This is a genomic window from Pseudomonas sp. p50(2008) (assembly GCF_015351605.1).
Taxonomy (GTDB): domain Bacteria; phylum Pseudomonadota; class Gammaproteobacteria; order Pseudomonadales; family Pseudomonadaceae; genus Aquipseudomonas.
Map to the genome: position 1 here is coordinate 57,441 of NZ_JACMYF010000002.1, position 18,025 is coordinate 75,465.

Below are 18,025 nucleotides of genomic sequence, written 5' to 3' on the forward strand. Positions count from 1 at the left end.
CATGACCTGTCTGAAAACAGGTCGCGCGAGGCGACCAAAATTGTCCAGGAGTAAAGCATGCGTAATCTGATCATCAGCGCCGCTCTCGTCGCTGCCAGCCTGTTCGGCATGACTGCACAAGCCGCCGAAGCACCTGCCGCCCCTTATGTTGAACTGACCAAACCAGTCCCGGTCGCGGTACCTGGCAAGATCGAAGTCGTTGAATTGTTCTGGTACGGCTGCCCGCACTGCTACGCATTTGAGCCGGTGATCAATCCTTGGGTCGAGAAGCTGCCTTCCGACGTGAATTTTGTGCGGATTCCGGCGATGTTCGGCGGCCCTTGGAATGCGCACGGTCAGCTGTTCCTGACCCTCGAAGCCATGGGCGTTGAGCATAAGGTTCACGCCGCGGTGTTCGAAGCCATTCAGAAACAACACAAGAAGCTGGTCGACAAAAATGAAATGGCTGATTTCCTGGCCACCCAAGGTGTCGACAAGGACAAGTTCCTGGCAACTTTCGACTCCTTCGCCATCAAGGGTCAGATCGTCAAGGCCACCGAGCTCGCCAAGAAGTATGAAATCACCGGCGTGCCAACCTTGATCGTCAACGGCAAGTACCGCTTCGATGTGGGTTCTGCTGGTGGTGCCGAACAAGCCCTGCAACTGGCCGACAAACTGGTCGAACAAGAGCGAGCGGCTAACAAGGCTGCTGCCAACTAAGCGCGGAGCCTGCCATGCGCCGCTGGGGAACTGAACGCGTTGTTGGCCTGCATGATCCGCAGGTCAACGAACACCACCTGGTATCGACGGGCTTGCCCGCAGACAGCCGTCTGCGCCTGCTCAGTTTCAATATTCAGGTCGGCATCAGTACCGAACGGTACCGGCACTACCTGACCCGGGGTTGGCAGCACCTGCTGCCCAACAACGGTCGTGCCGGAAATTTGCAAAAAATCGGCAATCTGCTGGGTGACTTCGATCTGGTCGCCTTGCAGGAAGCCGATGGCGGCAGCCTTCGATCGGGCTACGTCAATCAGGTTGAACACCTGGCACAGCTCGGTGCCTTCCCATACTGGTATCAACAACTCAACCGCAATCTCGGTCGCCTCGGCCAGCACAGCAATGGCGTGCTCAGTCGCCTGCGCCCGTGGGCTATTGAGGACCATCCGCTGCCGGGGCCAAAGGGTCGCGGGGCAATTCTGGTGCGCTTCGGCGAAGGCCCCGAGGCACTGGTGGTGGTCATGATGCACCTGGCGCTGGGTGCTCGGGTACGCAGCCTGCAACTGTCCTATATCCGCGAGTTGATCGGCGGCTATAAACACCAGGTGCTCATGGGTGACATGAACACCCACGCCAGCGATTTGCTGCAAAACTCCCCGCTGCGCGATCTCGGCCTGCTGGCACCGCAGCTCGAAGCGACGTTCCCGAGCTGGCGCCCACAGCGCTGCCTGGACCATATTCTGCTAAGTCCGAGCCTGACCCTGGAAAAATTCGAGGTGCTGGCGCAACCCATTTCCGATCACCTGCCGGTCGCGGTAGAGATTCGTCTGCCGGGTTCGCTCACGGCCGATGCATTGCCCGCGCTGAGTCCTGCCCCTTAGCGGAACCCTCGAATGAGCGACGAAGCACAGCGTTGGAAAGAGAAGTACCTTCAAAGCATCGAACAACAGGAAAAACTTGAACGCCGTTGGGATGCCCGCCTCGACTTGCTGCGGCGCGGGCTCGTACGCAGCACGCTGGCGGCAGAGGGTACTGATCGCGCAGTTGACGAATGCATGAAGGAAATGCGCGACGTCGTGCGCACCGATGACATGGATGCCGGACTCGCCGCCCTCCTCCCGCGCCTGGAAAAAGCCGTTCTCGACTCTGAACAACGCCGTGAAACCCGGGTCAACCAAACGAGCGCCGCACTGACGGCGCTGGTTGCTCAGTTGCAAACCCTGCCGCTTCCACGAGAAGTGGCCAGGCCCCTCAAACAATTCGCCAAGCAACTTGATGCACGTGTCGGGCATGCACGTGAGATGCCGTTGCTGCTGAGCGAATTGAGCGGTTTGCAAGGCAAGGCCCTAAGCCAACTTGAAAGCCCGGAAGAACCTGGCCGGCCGGGTTTGCTTCAGCGATTGTTCGGTACCCGTGAGACAGATGAGGTCGCCCCCCTCTCTGCTTCGGTGCAGCTGCCCTCTGCGCAACCAGTGGAAGCCGTTCGCGCATCGGCTGTAGAGACTGCGCAGACTGTACTCACCGTTGATGAACCCGTAAAACCGATCCCCGTCATCGCGCCGGTCGCCGCACTTGATCCCGTGGTGAACGAGCCTCAAGCTGCCGTGCCTGTTCAGGCTGCACCGCAGCCGCAGCCGCAACCGCAACCCAAAATTACACCACCGCCAACGGAGCTACCGGACGTCGAGAAGACCAAAGAGCCGCCGGTGCCGACCACCAAAGCTGACGCTGACACCCACGCCTCAATCATTTCCAGCGAACCTGATTCTCTGGACGTCATCGATAGCCAGCCGATACCCGCCGACACGGTGCCGGAATCGGTCGCCATCAATCCGCAGCCACCGGAACATGACGCGCACTACGCGCTGCCTGTCTCACCCGAGCCTACGTACAGCTCTGTCGCCAAGCATATTGAAGACACCCTACTCGGCCTGCTCGACGATTTGACACTCCCTGAACGCCATCGCCCGCAAGCTGAAGCGATGCGTCATCGCCTGCAAAACGGTTTGAATTGGTACGAGTTGATCCCGATCCTCGACGACCTGGCCACCTTGATGCTGGCCATCACCGGCAGTGGGCAGCACGAGTTCGAAACGTACCTGCAGCAGCTCAACGAGCGCCTAGAAGCGTTTCAGAACAACCTGCAAGCCGCCAGCGATGGCCATGCTGACAGCCGATCCGCCGCACGCGAAATGGACACTCAGATCCGTGAGCAGGTCGATGGCTTGCAAAGCAGTGTGCAAGAGGCCGCGGATCTGGACGATCTCAAGCATGTACTGGAAAACCATCTCGAAGGTCTGCTCGGCACGCTCGATCATCACCAGAAACAGCGCGACCAGCGTGAGCAGGAAGTGGCAACCCGCCTGCAGGGCCTCGCGGATCGAGTGGCCCACATGGAACAGGAAGCCCTGGGTTTTCGCGAACACCTGGAGGAGCAGCGTCAGAAAGCCTTGATCGACCCGCTGACCGGATTGCCCAACCGCGCCGCCTGGAACGAACGGCTGGATCACGAAATCAGCCAGTGGCAACAACATGGCAACACGCTGTTGCTGGCCATGCTGGATCTCGACCACTTCAAGCGCATCAACGATAACTACGGCCACCTGGCCGGCGACAAGGTTCTGAAGATCATTGCGAACGTACTGCGCAAGCGCCTGCGTGGATCTGATTTCATCGCCCGGTTTGGCGGTGAAGAGTTCGTCTTGCTGATACCCGCCACAGCGCTTACGACAGGTGTGAAACTGCTCGAAACCTTACGCGCTGCGGTTGAAGCCTGCCCTTTCCACTTCAAGGGCGAGCCGGTGACCATCACTGTCTCAGTGGGTTTGACCGCTTTCAAAGCAGGCGAACACAGCGATTTGGTGCTCAAAAGAGCCGATCAGGCGTTATATCGCGCGAAACATGCCGGCAGGAACCGCGTCGAGCCGGGCTGAAGACAAAATGTTCCATTTTGTTTAAATACGCAGCGTAGCCCTCCGAGATCAAGGCAGTACGTTACACTGTTGCATTATCGTCTTTGTGTGTAATGCCTTTCACCATGAAATATTTAGCCTTACTCGTTTCGCTGGTCCTATTGGCCGGTTGCGCCAGCGGCCCGCGATATGACACCAGCCACGCCTCCGCCAATCACGACAGTCGCATACAGTTCGTGGTGGTGCATTACACCTCTGCATCGCTCGAGCGCTCGCTCCAGTTGCTGACCCATGGCGAAGTCAGCAGCCACTATCTGATCGGTGACGACAAGGGCGCCACCATATACAAACTGATGGATGAAAACCTCCGCGCCTGGCATGCCGGGGAAAGTGAGTGGCAAGGCAGAACCTGGCTAAACTCAAGCTCCATTGGCATCGAAATCGTCAATCCGGGTTTCAAAGACACGCCAACCGGACGCCTCTGGTACCCCTACAGCGAAGATCAGATCCAGTCCCTGATCGCCCTGCTCAAGGACATCAGCAAGCGTTACGCCATCAATCCCCACAGCATCATCGGCCATAGCGATATTGCACCGCTGCGCAAACTCGATCCGGGCCCGCTGTTCCCTTGGAAACGTCTGGCAGCAGAAGGTCTGGGCGTGTGGCCGAACGAGCAGGCCGTGTCGCGCCTTCAGCCACGATTCGAAACCCAATTACCGGCAATCGGCTGGTTCCAGAGTCAATTGGCGCGCCTGGGTTACAGCACCCCGCAAACCGGTGAGCTGGATGTGGCGACTCGCCATGTGATCGCCGCTTTCCAGATGCACTTCCGGCCCACGCGCTTCGACGGAACGCCGGATGCCCAAACCGCAGCGCTGCTACAGGTTTTGAATCAGACAAAATAATGACGCCCGCCCGACGGTCAACGCTTTTTCTCAATCAGCAGCTATAACTCATTGGTAATTCTTCGGATGTTCACTGATGGCTGCTGCTCGAGAGGCATTGCGTAGCTGGTTCTATCGCCCTTGGTTTTTGGCGACGCTGGCGGCTGTCTTGAGCGCGACACTGCTGATGGCAGGCAGTCTTTTCGTTGCCGTACACCAGGTCGACCAAAACGAAAGCGAAGAAATGAACGCCCAGGGCGAGCGATTTCTCGCCCGCCTGGAGCAACTGTTCGGACAGCTGCGCGAAAGCCTCGACGACCTTGAAGCCCAGCCGCTCAGGCGCTGTGACGACGAAATGATCGCCACCCTGCAGCAAGTCACCTTCAACTACCGCTTCGTTTACGAAGCCGCCTACATGGACGCCTCCCGGATCTGCTCCAACCGCCCTCGCCAGGAAGGGCTATCGATGAGCAGACCACCTGATATCACAGGCCCCACGTACAGTTACTGGCTAAACACCACGACCGAGCCCGACGAAAACCGCGCGGCCTTGATGCTCGGACGTGGCAACTTCCGCGTCGCCACCTCTCGCGGGCACTTGACCGACATGGTCGATCTGTCGCCGGGTAGCAGCCTGCTGGTGGTGCTCGACCGTGGCGCTCGAGCGATCCCTGTTCTGGGCGTCGCACAGGCCTGGCCGCCTCCAGAAGGCTGGCCACCAAAAAGCCGCGATGCGTTGCAGATCACGCAAACCAGTTTGATCTACCGCATGCCCACCAATAATCCCGCGTATCAACTCGTGCTCATCTCACCTCGCACTGTTATTCACGTGCCTGCAGTGTGGTGGTGGTTGCTGCCAGCCAGCGTGTTACTCGGCTGCTTCATGGGTTTCCTGGTGTTCCTGCTGGTCCGTCAGCGACAGTCACTGGATGCCGAGCTCAATGGCGCCATACGCAGGGGCGAGTTGCAGGTGTTGTATCAACCGATCTTCGACCTCGACAGCCGTAATTGTGTCGGGGCGGAAGCCTTGCTGCGCTGGCGTCGACCGGATGGAACCCTGACCAGCCCCGACCTGTTCATTCCCATGGCAGAGAACACCGGTCAGATCCGGCAAATGACCGACTTCGTCTTGCAGCGATTGCTTGAGCAACTGGGACAGCTACTGCGAGCCAATCCAAAGCTGTACATCTCGGTCAACCTGGCGGCATGCGACGTGATGGTGCCCCGTATCGGACAAGTGATGGCGCGTTTGCTGACCCTGCACCGGGTCGCAGCGCAGCAGATTGCGTTTGAGGTAACCGAGCGGGGATTGATCGACGTGGTAGTGGCCAGGGAAAACCTGCAAGCCTTGCGAGATGTCGGGCATCAGGTTTTGATCGATGACTTCGGCACCGGCTATTGCAGCCTCGCCTACCTGCAGACCCTGCCAGTGGACTGCCTGAAGATCGATAAGGCATTCATCGATGCGCTGGGCCACGACGCCGCCAGCAGCGGTGTTGCCCCGCACATCATCCACATGGCCCAGGCCCTGCAACTCAAAGTGATTGCCGAGGGGATCGAACTGGAATCCCAAGCCGCGTTCCTGAGTAGCGAAGGCGTTAAGTACGGCCAGGGCTGGCTATTCGCCCATGCGTTAAGCGCAGTTCAATTCATTGAGCTGATTACACGGGGTCGCCGCTTGGCCGGTAGACGCTTCGACGACGAAGCGTGAACCCACTTTAAACCGCCAGCGCCATATAGAACTGCGTGCCCTGCCCTGGCCGCGAATAAACGCCCATCCGCCCGCCGTGCAACTGCACGATCTCCTTGCACAGCGCCAGACCGAGCCCCGCGCCGCCCTTCTTGCGGCCCACCTGCACAAAGGGTTCGAAGATCCGTCCCTGTTGTCCGTAGGCAATGCCTTCGCCGTTATCCTCGACGCTGATGATGACGCGCTCGCCATGGCGCCGGGCTTGCAAACGGATCTGCCCGTCCGGTCCGGTGTGGCGCAACGCATTATCAATCAGGTTATCGAGCACGCGATCCAGCTGGGCCTTATCAGCCTGCAGCCTGGGCAACGGACCCTGCACTTCAACCAGCAGATCGATACCACTGTCCTGTGCCGCCCCGGAGAACCGCAACCGCGCCTCTTCCAGCAACTCGTCGATGGAACATGGCGCCAGCGTGAGCTTTTGCAATCCGTTCTGGTAACGAGAGAAGTTCAGCAGATCGTTGATCAATTGCATCAACCGCTGCATCTCTTCATTCACGGTATCCAGCAGATCGGCCTCGCGTGAATCTTCAGGAAATTTCGCCCGTTCCCGGAACAGGCCGAAGGCCATGTGCATCCCCGTGACCGGGGTTCGCAACTCATGGGAAGCGCGTAACACGAACTCGCTGCGCACCCGCTCGAAGGCACGCTGCTCGGTCACGTCATGCAGCACCATCACGGCACCGAGAATATGACCCTGCGTATGGCTGACCGGCGTCAGGCTATACGTCAGCAGCCGCGACTCACCATCGACCTCGATACTCAGATCCTCCGGTGCACGCTCAAGCGTGCCGCCGCGCAGAACCAATTGCAGCTGCTCATCCAGCTCGGGGCGTTCGAGAGCAGAGCCCAATCCCTGGCCAAGTCGATCAGCGTCCCAACCCAACTGCCGTTGAGCGACGGGGTTCAAATGCTCCAGATACCCTTCACGGTCGATCATCAGCAACCCGTCATCAATGCTGTCGAGGACCGCCTGCAAACGCTGCTGCCCCGCGAGCAATTCATCGATGTTCGTGGCCTGATGCTCGCGCAATGCCTCGGCCATCATCCCGAAGCGCTTGGTAAGCAGGTTCATTTCCTCCGCCGATGAAATCGGCAGTGTCACTTCGAAATTGCCCTGGCCTATATTGTCTGCCGCTTGGGCTAACGCTTCGATGGGAGCACCGAAACGCCTGGCAATGGCGTGAGCGGTAACAAAACCTATGATCAGCACCGCGAGCCCGACCAACCCAAGCAGTCCCGCGACCAATAACGCCCGGTCGCGCGCGCTGCGCTGGGTTTCATTAATGTTATCCAGCGCACGCTTGTGCTCGGTAAGCAAACCATTGCGCAGCGCATTGAATTTTTCAGTGAGCGCCTCATTGCCACTCAGTACGTGGGTCGTATCACGCGACTGTGTGTAGGCCTCGAGAAAGCTCTGATAATCCGCCTTGGCCTGGCTAAAACCATACTGAATGCCATCGCCCTTCTGCTCATGGGCGATACCTTCATCAAGCAGCTCGAAATACTTCTGCCTGGATCTCTCGAAGGCCCCGTCGTCGGGTTTTTCGCTGAGCATGACGATCAATTGATCGCCCAGGGTTTGCCTCAGTTTCAGCCCCAAATCCAGGGTCGCAAAGTTGTTGCGCACTAGCGCTTCCTGGGAGCTGGCCATCTGCATCACACTGACCAGACCGAGCAACAGCCCAAGTAGCGCAACCGTGATCAGCGCCGAAATACTCAGGAAGAGCCGGGTGCGCAACTTCATCGCCAGTTTCATCGGGGATGACTCACAGGTTGTACTGCTTGCGTTTGCGATACAGGGTCGAAGCGTCGATGCCCAGGGTTTTAGCGGCTTGGTCCAGCGTATCCGCCGTGGCCAGGACCGCACCGATGTGCGCCTTTTCCAATTCGTCCAGACTCAACGCGGCGCCGATGCGTGGCGCGCTGTTGACCGGTGTTTCGGCCATGCCCAGGTGGCTGATCTCTACACGCTCCTGCGGACAGATAATGCTTGCCCGCTCCACGACGTTGCGCAGCTCGCGAATGTTGCCTGGCCAGCGGTAACTCAGCAGCGCTTCCCGGGCTTCGTCGCTGAAACCGCGAGCCGGGCGCGCGTATTCCTTGACGAAGCGCGCCAGGAAACGATCAGCCAGGTTCAGGATGTCTTCGCGACGTTCCCTCAATGGCGGCAAGTGCAAGGTAATGACATTCAGGCGGTAGAGCAGGTCTTCACGGAAGCGACCGTCGCGCACCATGTCTTCAAGGTTAAGGTTGGTCGCTGCGAGGATTCGCACATCGGCGCGGCGGGTCACCGGATCACCGACACGCTCATATTCTTTGTCTTGAATGAAACGAAGCAATTTTGGCTGCAACGTGAGAGGAAAGTCGCCGATCTCGTCGAGAAACAGTGTTCCGCCGTCAGCCTGATTCACACGCCCCAAGGTACTTTCGCTTGCGCCTGTGAACGCACCACGGCTGTGACCAAACAGTTCGCTCTCCATCAACTCGGCGGTCAAGGACGGGCAATTGATAGTTACGCAGGATTTTTTAGCCCGCTTGCTCCAGCCATGAATGGCCTGGGACAGCTCACCCTTACCTGTACCGGACTCACCGAGAATCAGGATGTTCGCATCGGTACTGGCCACCTGGCGTGCTGTTTCAAGCACTACTTTCATGGCCGGGCTGTGGGAATCCAAGCCATCCTTGGGCTTGCGAATTTCACCTTCCAGCGCTTCCAGACGCGCCGACAATTGCCGAACTTCCAACTGTTTGGCCGTCGCAAGGCGCAACTGATCAGGGCTGCAAGGCTTGACCAGATAATCGGCGGCACCCGCCTGAATGGCATCTACAGCCGTGTCAACGGCAGAGTGAGCCGTGACAATGACGACCCGCATCCACGGGGCCTGAATGCGCATTTGGGCGAGTACATCAAGGCCGTTGTCTTCGCCTAGCCGCAGATCGAGAAAGCACAGGTCGAACACCTGGCGTTGCAGTAACGCATCCGCCTGGGCTGCGCTGTTGGCAGTAGCGACACTGTAGCCCTCGTCTTCGAGGCAATAACGGAAAGTTCGCAGGATGGCGGATTCGTCGTCCACCAGCAGAATGCGGCCTTGATGCTCAGTGGCTGACTCCATTTTCCTACGCTCCTTTCTGAATGATCTTGGTTAGTCCCGGAAAAATCGGGCAAGTTGCATGGTTGATTCTGTGCCTTTCCATCTCTGACAGGGTAGCTATCTAAGCGAATCCCAGCCAATGGCCTGATTTCTTTAGTTTTTTATCCAAAATCAGAGCGTTAAGCCGTTGCCCACATCCTTTTCTGACATCTGCGCCCTCCTCTCAATTCAAAAAGAATGAAAGTTCCTACGGCATTATCGTGCATTACGCACGACCGTAGAGAGCCCATCGTGCAGGATGCGTTCAATGCAATTTTTAACTATCTTTTAAGTCGTTGATTTTAAAGGATTAATTCTCATCAAAAAGCTGGCATGCAGGCTGCAATACTCTGGTTAATCAGGGCAAAACCATCGCCCACAACAAGATCACCACCAGAGTGGGAGGAGTTTCCGGATGAATCGCCAACGTGCCGCCCAATTGCGCATCTCGCCACTGCATATCCAGCAAGGTCTGTTCGCCATGCTCGCCCTTTTGATCACTCTGATCGGCGGCCAACAGTTTCTTCTCTGGGAGCAGAGCCAGCAGCCAGAAGCGCCACATGTGTCGCTCAAGCATCCGACTCAGACCCACTTCAGTGCCGTCAGCAGCAATCAGGCTGACACAACCCCGCTACGAATGATGGACGTCGACCAGGCTCAGCCTGTAGATGAGATGCCACGTCAGGAACGCTGGGTGTTCTAACTCACGAACTTGGCGCGTTCGATGCGCCGGGAAACGCACCACCAAGCACTACCTCTAATAGAAGCGTAAGGAGAATCACCATGTTGAGCTGGGCAATCACATTCTTGATCATTGCCATCATCGCCGCCGTACTGGGCTTCGGTGGTATCGCGGGCACCGCCACGGGTATCGCCAAGATTCTCTTTGTCGTGTTCCTGGTGATGTTCATTGCTTCGTTCTTCTTTGGCCGTCGCGGTCGAGGCTGAACATGAGCGTTTCGTTAAAGACACTGGCAGCCGCCCTGCTCTTGGGCGGTAGTGCCATGGCGATGGCGGCCAATGACGGCCAGGCGCGGGTCAACGAGTTGCTGAACACTGACCCGCAATACCGGGAAACCTGGCAAGGCGTGGTGAAGAAGGAAGAACGCCTGCCGGAATGGGTCATGAACCTGTCCGGCGACGCCGAGCAAATGAATGCGGTTGAAGAAGATGGCGATAAGTACCTCGTTGGACCGCTTTGCGAAACGCAGGCGACCTGTCTCAACAAGCGCTTGATCGTCGCCGTTAGCTTCGACAAAAAGGACGCATACGCCATGCTGGTCGAAGTGCCTGCCGGGTTGCCAGCCGACAAGTCGCCTACACGACATGCCGACTATCGCTTCCTTGGAAAGCCGGACGAGGGCATGCAAAAGCTGTTGATGGAACAACTGAAGAAAGATCCGAACTGGTACTGAGTTTGTAACAAGAAAGAGGCCAAATGGCATCTTTCCAATGCGCTACCCGAGGAAGGTAGACGCATGACCAAGGGGTCGGGATGTTCTGCCTGTTTCAGGGGCGGAGTGACCTACGAGTACAGGGAGTACTTGCGAAAGGACCGGGTCAGGAATAGCTGCGACGCAAGTTCGCCGGTGATAGGCATCGACGGACTTGCGGAGAGCTTATGCAACTGAGGCATCGATCTTAGGCCAACCGCTCGGTTGAGCTTCTCTTCTCTACAATTCGAATCAACTTTCTCAAAAAATACTTTTCGCGGTGTTTCGTCGCGACCGTACATCGAGAAAAATTGCCTGATTTTTCAACGGCATCTTCCTGTCGGATTGTCCGATTTCAGCCCCAAAACCCCCTCACCTCACCTGATCAAAAAACACTCAACCTGCTCTATGATGGCCGGTTCACGGCACTTATGCCTGCCGAAATGTCGTATTCGAACCGGTTGGGACGCGAGTTTCACTTAAAAAAGCTCATGCCGATTCGGCATAGGGTAGGCGTTTACGGCATTAGACGTCGCTTCCTTGCATCGGAATAGTTGCGCCTTTTTTCGCCTGCCAGAGAGCCGCAAACACGCGCTTCGGGGCACCTTATACGGAGGCCGATGCACAAGACTTTTTCGCCACGAGCGTTCCAGTTCCGCGCATCTGCCTGAGTCAAACGCAAGTAAGGGTAAAGATATGAAGAAGGCAAAGCTTAGCCTCGCCTGGCAGATCCTGATCGGTCTGGTATTGGGGATTGCAATCGGTGCGCTGCTCAACCATTTCAGTGCCGAAAAAGCCTGGTGGATCAGTAACGTCCTTCAACCCGCGGGCGATATCTTTATCCGTCTGATCAAGATGATCGTGATTCCGATCGTCATCTCCTCGCTGATCGTCGGCATCGCCGGTGTTGGCGACGCGAAGAAACTCGGGCGTATCGGTCTGAAGACCATCATCTACTTCGAGATCGTCACCACGATCGCTATCGTGGTAGGTCTGGTGCTGGCAAACGTGTTCCACCCGGGCACCGGCATCGACATGAGCACCCTGGGTACCGTGGATATTTCCAAGTACCAGGCGACTGCTGCCGAGGTTCAGCATGAACATGCGTTCATCGAAACAATCCTCAACCTGATCCCGTCGAACATCTTCGCGGCCATGGCCCGTGGCGAGATGCTGCCGATCATTTTCTTCTCGGTATTGTTCGGTCTTGGTCTGTCGAGCCTGCAAGCCGACTTGCGCGAACCCCTGGTAAAAATGTTCCAGGGCGTATCGGAAAGCATGTTCAAAGTGACCCACATGATCATGAACTACGCCCCGATTGGCGTGTTCGCACTGATCGCGGTGACGGTTGCCAACTTCGGCTTCGCTTCCCTGATCCCGCTGGCCAAACTGGTCATCCTGGTTTACGTCGCTATTGCCTTCTTCGCCTTTGTGGTGCTGGGCCTGATTGCTCGCCTGTTCGGTTTCTCGGTGCTCAAACTGATGCGCATCTTCAAGGATGAGCTGGTGCTGGCCTACTCCACCGCAAGTTCGGAAACCGTGCTGCCACGCGTTATCGAGAAGATGGAAGCCTACGGCGCGCCGAAGGCCATTTGCAGCTTCGTGGTGCCAACCGGCTATTCGTTCAACCTGGACGGTTCGACGCTTTATCAAAGCATCGCGGCAATTTTCATTGCCCAGCTGTACGGCATCGACCTGTCCATCAGCCAGCAGTTGCTGCTGGTACTGACCTTGATGGTCACCTCCAAAGGCATCGCCGGCGTACCGGGTGTGTCCTTCGTGGTGCTGCTGGCCACACTGGGCAGCGTGGGTATTCCGCTGGAAGGCCTGGCATTTATCGCCGGTGTCGACCGCATCATGGACATGGCACGTACCGCGTTGAACGTGATCGGCAATGCCTTGGCGGTATTGGTCATCTCCCGCTGGGAAGGCATGTACGACGACGCCAAGGGCGAGCGCTACTGGAACTCCCTGCCGCACTGGCGCAGCAAGGAAAAGCTGCCGGCTGGCGAAACCTTGAACAGCTGATACACCCCCTTGAGGCACACAACTCTGTGGTGAGGGGATTTAGCGAAACGTCGCACCGCACCGTTGGGCTGCGAAGCAGCCCCAAATCTGCGACCGAGGTGTATCAGGTATAAAGTGTGCGCTGGTTTTACGACTGCTGCGCAGCCGAACGGGGATAAATCCCCTCGCCACAGGTGCTCCCGCAAGCGCGGTTGCGCACTCATAGAAACCCCGGAGAAATCCGGGGTTTGTCGTTTCTGGCTACCCCGCTATCATTCGCCGCATTCTTCGGGGGATTTGACTCATGCTTAATGGCCTGTGGCTTGGCTTCTTCATCGTGGCTGCCGTTTCGGCACTGGCGCAATGGCTGATCGGCGGCAACGCCGGGATCTTCGCGGCGATGGTAGAGAGCATTTTCGCCATGGCCAAATTGTCGGTCGAAGTCATGGTGCTGCTGTTCGGCACCCTCACCCTTTGGCTCGGGTTTCTGCGCATCGCCGAAAAAGCCGGGATCGTCGATTGGCTGGCGAAAGCCCTGGGGCCACTGTTCCTTCGCCTGATGCCGGAAGTCCCCGCGGGCCACCCGGCCATCGGCCTGATCACCCTCAACTTCGCCGCCAACGGCCTGGGCCTCGACAACGCCGCCACGCCCATCGGCCTGAAGGCCATGAAAGCGTTGCAGGAGCTCAACCCCAGCCCGACCATTGCCAGTAACGCGCAAATTCTCTTTCTGGTGCTCAACGCCTCGTCATTGACGCTGCTGCCTGTGACCATCTTCATGTACCGCGCCCAGCAAGGCGCACCCGACCCGACGCTGGTGTTCCTGCCCATCCTGTTGGCCACCAGTTGCTCAACGCTGGTGGGCCTGCTGTCCGTCGCGTTCATGCAGCGCCTGCGCCTGTGGGATCCAGTGGTGCTTGCCTATCTGATCCCCGGTGCCCTGGCCCTCGGCGGCTTCATGGCTTTGCTGGCGACCCTCTCAGCCACCGCTCTGGCCGGTTTGTCCTCGATCCTGGGCAACCTGACGCTGTTTGGCCTGATCATGTTGTTTCTGGTGATCGGCGCCTTGCGCAAAGTGAAGGTGTACGAAGCCTTCGTCGAAGGGGCGAAAGAAGGCTTCGACGTAGCGAAGAATCTGTTGCCGTATCTGGTGGCCATGCTCTGCGCGGTCGGCGTACTGCGGGCCTCCGGTGCGCTGGATTTTGGTCTCGACGGCATTCGGCATCTGGTGGAGTGGGCGGGTTGGGACACACGCTTCGTCGACGCGCTGCCGACAGCAATGGTCAAGCCATTCTCGGGCAGCGCCGCCCGGGCGATGTTGATCGAAACCATGAAAACGTCCGGGGTCGACAGCTTCCCGGCGCTGGTGGCGGCGACGATCCAGGGCAGCACTGAAACGACGTTCTATGTATTGGCGGTGTACTTCGGCGCGGTGGGCATCCAGCGCGCGCGGCACGCTGTGGGCTGCGCGCTGCTGGCGGAACTGGCCGGTGTGCTCGCCGCTATCGGCGTGTGCTACTGGTTCTTCGGCTAACCACAATCCCTGTAGCAGCTGCCGAGGCACGAGGCTGCGTTGCGTGTCGCAGGACCGCCCTCGGGGGCCGCTGCGCAGCCCAACGCAGCCTCGTGCCTCGGCAGCTGCTACAAAGGATTTGATGCGTTCCTGACAGGCGGTGCCAATCGCTGCCCTTGCTCCACCGCCCAACTCACCACCTGTGTCGTCAACTGGTCACTGGCCAGGCCAAAACCGGCAACAACCGACGGCACCTGCACATCACTCAACGGCTGGCGCACTTCGAAGCGTCGGCTGGCGAGAATCCGCTGGTCATAGCCCCGCACCAGCAACGCATCCAGCCGAACGACCACGCTCGCGACCGTGCCTTGATATTCGGTCTGGAACGCCTGCAAGTGGCCGCCCAGCTCCAGGTCTGCCTGGAAATTGCTGTCGTCGGAGCTCAACAACTGAATTCGACCGTCTCGCTGAAAACCGTCCAGCAGACGATTGCGCAGCAGCACCGGCGCCGGATCGGTCCAGCGTGAACCTTTGTAGCTGCTGAGCAGATCACCCTGGGGGATCACCGCGATGTTCGGGCTGTTCAACGCCTGGCTCGCCTGCGGTTTGGCCAGGCGCAGCGACCAGCGTTGCGGCGTAACGTGGCTGGCCGAGGCGCCGCTCTGGGCCGACGGCAATCGATAGACATCGAACGGTTCGGGCTTGGGCAGGATCGAACAGGCATTGAGCAGCACGAAGCTGGCGAGGAGGGCGACGTGGCTCAGCTTCATGGCGTGAACTCCTTGTTCTTGTCGTTGCCCAGCAGATAACCGCTGGGGTTGGCTTCAAGGCGCTGGGAAATCGCGCGCAACGACGTCAGCGTGTCACGCAGTTCACGCACCGCCGGCGCCAGCCCGTTGAGACCTTGCATGCCGTTGTTCAGGGAATCCTGATTGCTGGAGATCAGCTTGTTGATGGTCGCGCTGCTCTGTTCCAGCGACTTCATTGCCTGCTCGGCACTGCCGAACATCTGCTTGCCCTGATCATTGAGCAGGCCATTGGCGTTACGCATCAGCGCCGAGGTCTGTTCCAGCATGGCACCCGCTTGCTTGCCCACCGATGCCAATTGCTGCATGGCCTGACGGATATCGCCACGTTGATCGGCAATGGTGCCGGTGGTTTGCTCCAGATGCTCCAGGGTCTTGCTGATGCGTTCAACGTTCTCCGTGGAGAACATCAGATTGGCGTTATGCATCAGCGTATTCACACCGGCCATCAGGTCGTTGCTGTCGTTGAGCAGGCGGGCGATGGGTGAGGGCGATGCCACAATCGTCGGCAGGTCACCGCCTTTGCCCTTGAGCGCCGGGCTCTGCGGCGTGCCACCGCTGAGCTGGATGATCGAGGTGCCCGTGATACCGGTCAGCGCCAGTATGGCCCGGGTGTCTTCCTTGATCGGCGTTTCGCCACCCAAGCGGATGCGCGCCAGCACCCGACGCGGGTCTTTCGGGTCCAGGCGCAACGTCACGACATCGCCGACCTTGATCCCGCTGTACTGCACGGCGCTGCCTTTGGACAGGCCGCTGACCGCCTCGTTGAAGACGATTTCGTAATCCTTGAACTCCGTGTCGACACTGGACTTGGCCAGCCACAGGCCGAAAAGCAGGGCGCCTGCCACCACAATTACCGTGAACAGGCCGATCAACACATGATGGGCTCGGGTTTCCATGTCAGACCTCGTTGAGCTGTTGAGCGGCAGTCAGCGCCGCGCGGCCACGAGGGCCATGGAAGTATTCGTGAATCCACGCGTCGTCGGTTTCCGAAACCTTGTCGATGGCATCGGCCACCAGTACCTTTTTCTGCGCCAGCACCGCCACACGGTCGGTGATGGTGTAGAGCGTGTCCAGGTCGTGGGTGACCAGAAATACGCTCAGGCCCAACGCGTCGCGCAGGGTCAGGATCAATTGATCGAAGGCCGCAGCACCAATCGGGTCGAGGCCGGCCGTAGGTTCGTCGAGAAACAGAATATCCGGGTCCAGCGCCAGCGCCCGGGCCAGCGCAGCACGCTTGATCATGCCGCCGGAGAGCGAGGCCGGGTACTTGTCCGCCGCAGACAATGGCAAGCCCGCCAATGCCAGTTTCACTGCAGCCAGGTGCTCGGCATCTTCGCGACTCAAGCCAGCGTGTTCGATGAGGGGCAGGGCGACGTTTTCGGTTACGGTCAGCGAAGAAAACAGGGCACCTTTCTGGAACAGCACACCGAAACGCCGCTCGACCATCGAGCGCTCTTGCTCAGATAACGTCGGGAGGTTTTTACCAAACACCTTGACTACGCCCTCAGTGGGCTGGCGCAGGCCGACAATACTGCGCAGCAGCACCGATTTGCCGCTCCCGGAACCGCCCACCACGGCGAGGATTTCGCCCTTGTACAAGTCCAGGTCCAGATGTTCGTGCACGCTCTGATTGCCAAAGCGATTGCACAGGTCACGGACTTCGATCACGGCCTCGGAGGGCGCTCGGGGTAGACGACTCACCAGCCCATCTCCATGAAAAACAGCGCGGCGACTGCGTCGAGAACGATCACCACAAAAATCGACTGGACCACGCTGGACGTGGTGTGCGCGCCAACAGACTCAGCGCTGCCACTGACCTTGAAGCCCTCAAGGCAGCCAATGGCCGCAATCAGGAAGGCGAAGATAGGCGCTTTGACCATCCCCACCAGAAAGTGCTGAACACCAATGTCCGATTGCAGCAGCGACAGGAACATCGCAGGCGAGATATCCAGCGACACGGCACACACCACGCCGCCGCCGATAATTCCCGAAAGCATCGCCAGAAAGGTCAGCATCGGCAGCGCGACCAGCAGGGCGAGGACACGCGGCACCACCAGCAACTCCATCGGGTCCAGGCCCAACGTGCGGATGGCGTCGATTTCTTCGTTGGCCTTCATCGAACCGATCTGAGCGGTGAACGCACTGGCGGTGCGGCCGGCCATCAGGATCGCGGTCAGCAGGACGCCGAACTCGCGCAGGAAAGAGAACGCCACCAGGTCCACGGTGAAGACCGTCGCGCCAAAGCTCGCCAGCACCGTTGCCCCCAGAAACGCCACAACGGCGCCCACCAGAAAGGTCAGCAGGGCAACGATGGGGGCAGCGTCGAGGCCGGTCTGTTCGATGTGCGCAATCATTGGCGTGATGCGCCAGCGTTTGGGCCGAAACAGGCTGCGGGCGACGGTTTCGAGGATCAGGCCGACAAAACCCAACAGCTGCAAGGTGTCCTGCCAGACCGTGTCGACTGCGCGACCAATGCGGGTCAGCAATTGAATGCCGACGCTGATTTCCGGTTCCTTGATCGGTACGCAGAAGTCCGTCATCGAGCAGTACACGGTTTGCAGCAACGCGCGATCGGCGCCGGACAATGTGCAATCCGGATGTTCGGCGGAGCGGCCGAGACGCTCGGACCCCAGCAACTCCACCAGCAGCGAAGCGCCAGCGGTATCGAGCGCGCCAAGACCATTAAGGTCGATGTGGGCGCTGTCGTCGTATTGGCCGCGAATCTTTTCGCTCAGGCCCTTGAGGTCGGCGTAATGGGCAAGCGTCCAGTCACCCGTAACCCGCAGCTGTGCGGGAGAGTGAGAGGTGTCCAGTTGGGCATTGCCGGCCGTTGTGCTGCTGGTCATAAGCTCCATGCTTGTTCGACTGAGAGGCTGGGCTACGTAAT

The 18,025-nt window shown here is 58.8% G+C and carries 16 protein-coding genes; 10 read left to right on the forward strand and 6 right to left on the reverse strand.

The window, feature by feature from the left end; all coding sequences use genetic code 11:
- Positions 1–57 precede the first annotated feature (57 nt).
- The 5 genes from H7698_RS05365 to H7698_RS05385 all read left to right on the forward strand — a co-directional run bounded on the left by H7698_RS05365 (position 58) and on the right by H7698_RS05385 (position 6,203).
- Positions 58–699 carry a thiol:disulfide interchange protein DsbA/DsbL gene (locus H7698_RS05365; protein WP_162438884.1) on the forward strand — a complete coding sequence of 214 codons (642 nt, stop codon included), beginning with the start codon at positions 58–60 and terminating at the stop codon, positions 697–699.
- A 14-nt stretch (positions 700–713) separates the two neighbouring features.
- Positions 714–1,577: an endonuclease/exonuclease/phosphatase family protein gene (locus H7698_RS05370; protein ID WP_162438883.1), complete on the forward strand. Its 864-nt coding sequence runs from the start codon at positions 714–716 to the stop codon at positions 1,575–1,577.
- Between the two features lie 12 nt (positions 1,578–1,589).
- Positions 1,590–3,629, forward strand: a complete 2,040-nt coding sequence (locus H7698_RS05375; protein ID WP_194690812.1) for a GGDEF domain-containing protein — start codon at positions 1,590–1,592, stop codon at positions 3,627–3,629.
- A 104-nt stretch (positions 3,630–3,733) separates the two neighbouring features.
- Positions 3,734–4,513 carry an N-acetylmuramoyl-L-alanine amidase gene (locus H7698_RS05380; RefSeq protein ID WP_194690813.1) on the forward strand — a complete coding sequence of 260 codons (780 nt, stop codon included), beginning with the start codon at positions 3,734–3,736 and terminating at the stop codon, positions 4,511–4,513.
- 76 nt (positions 4,514–4,589) lie between these two features.
- Positions 4,590–6,203, forward strand: coding sequence for an EAL domain-containing protein (locus tag H7698_RS05385; protein WP_194690814.1), 1,614 nt, complete (start codon positions 4,590–4,592; stop codon positions 6,201–6,203).
- Positions 6,204–6,210: 7 nt separating this feature from the next.
- Here H7698_RS05385 and H7698_RS05390 read toward each other — a convergent pair whose 3' ends face one another.
- Together H7698_RS05390 and algB are read right to left on the reverse strand one after the other, a co-directional pair.
- Complete coding sequence (locus tag H7698_RS05390) at positions 6,211–8,001, reverse strand: KinB sensor domain-containing domain (RefSeq protein ID WP_194690815.1); 1,791 nt, start codon at positions 7,999–8,001, stop codon at positions 6,211–6,213.
- A 10-nt stretch (positions 8,002–8,011) separates the two neighbouring features.
- On the reverse strand, positions 8,012–9,358 hold the full coding sequence (algB, locus tag H7698_RS05395; protein ID WP_162438878.1) for a sigma-54-dependent response regulator transcription factor AlgB: 1,347 nt from the start codon (positions 9,356–9,358) through the stop codon (positions 8,012–8,014).
- Positions 9,359–9,791: 433 nt separating this feature from the next.
- On the opposite strand from algB, the gene H7698_RS05400 reads away from it, so the two are divergent.
- The 5 genes from H7698_RS05400 (at position 9,792) to H7698_RS05420 (ending at position 14,350) form a co-directional block, all read left to right on the forward strand.
- Positions 9,792–10,079: a hypothetical protein gene (locus H7698_RS05400; protein ID WP_162438877.1), complete on the forward strand. Its 288-nt coding sequence runs from the start codon at positions 9,792–9,794 to the stop codon at positions 10,077–10,079.
- Between the two features lie 80 nt (positions 10,080–10,159).
- Positions 10,160–10,324 carry a DUF1328 domain-containing protein gene (locus H7698_RS05405; RefSeq protein WP_003177151.1) on the forward strand — a complete coding sequence of 55 codons (165 nt, stop codon included), beginning with the start codon at positions 10,160–10,162 and terminating at the stop codon, positions 10,322–10,324.
- A gap of 2 nt (positions 10,325–10,326) precedes the next feature.
- The gene (locus tag H7698_RS05410; RefSeq protein ID WP_162438876.1) at positions 10,327–10,791 is read left to right on the forward strand and encodes an inhibitor of vertebrate lysozyme family protein; all 465 of its coding nucleotides are present in this window, start codon (positions 10,327–10,329) and stop codon (positions 10,789–10,791) included.
- A gap of 714 nt (positions 10,792–11,505) precedes the next feature.
- Positions 11,506–12,837: a glutamate/aspartate:proton symporter GltP gene (gltP, locus tag H7698_RS05415; RefSeq protein WP_194690816.1), complete on the forward strand. Its 1,332-nt coding sequence runs from the start codon at positions 11,506–11,508 to the stop codon at positions 12,835–12,837.
- A gap of 283 nt (positions 12,838–13,120) precedes the next feature.
- Entirely contained in the window at positions 13,121–14,350 is a 1,230-nt protein-coding gene (locus tag H7698_RS05420) for a nucleoside recognition domain-containing protein (RefSeq protein WP_194690817.1), read from the forward strand.
- A gap of 107 nt (positions 14,351–14,457) precedes the next feature.
- Here the strand turns inward: H7698_RS05420 and H7698_RS05425 are convergent, their stop codons facing one another.
- From H7698_RS05425 to H7698_RS05440, 4 genes are read right to left on the reverse strand one after another with little or no spacing between them, the layout of a single operon-like run.
- Positions 14,458–15,099 (reverse strand): ABC-type transport auxiliary lipoprotein family protein, encoded by a 642-nt coding sequence (locus H7698_RS05425; protein WP_194690818.1) that lies wholly within the window; start codon positions 15,097–15,099, stop codon positions 14,458–14,460.
- Positions 15,096–16,034 (reverse strand): MlaD family protein, encoded by a 939-nt coding sequence (locus H7698_RS05430; RefSeq protein WP_162437571.1) that lies wholly within the window; start codon positions 16,032–16,034, stop codon positions 15,096–15,098. The genes H7698_RS05425 and H7698_RS05430 overlap by 4 nt, the downstream gene beginning before the upstream one ends.
- 1 nt (position 16,035) lies before the next feature.
- Positions 16,036–16,839: an ABC transporter ATP-binding protein gene (locus tag H7698_RS05435; protein ID WP_162437572.1), complete on the reverse strand. Its 804-nt coding sequence runs from the start codon at positions 16,837–16,839 to the stop codon at positions 16,036–16,038.
- Positions 16,836–17,984 carry an ABC transporter permease gene (locus H7698_RS05440; RefSeq protein ID WP_194690819.1) on the reverse strand — a complete coding sequence of 383 codons (1,149 nt, stop codon included), beginning with the start codon at positions 17,982–17,984 and terminating at the stop codon, positions 16,836–16,838. Before H7698_RS05440 ends, H7698_RS05435 begins: the two co-directional genes overlap by 4 nt.
- Positions 17,985–18,025: the final 41 nt, after the last annotated feature.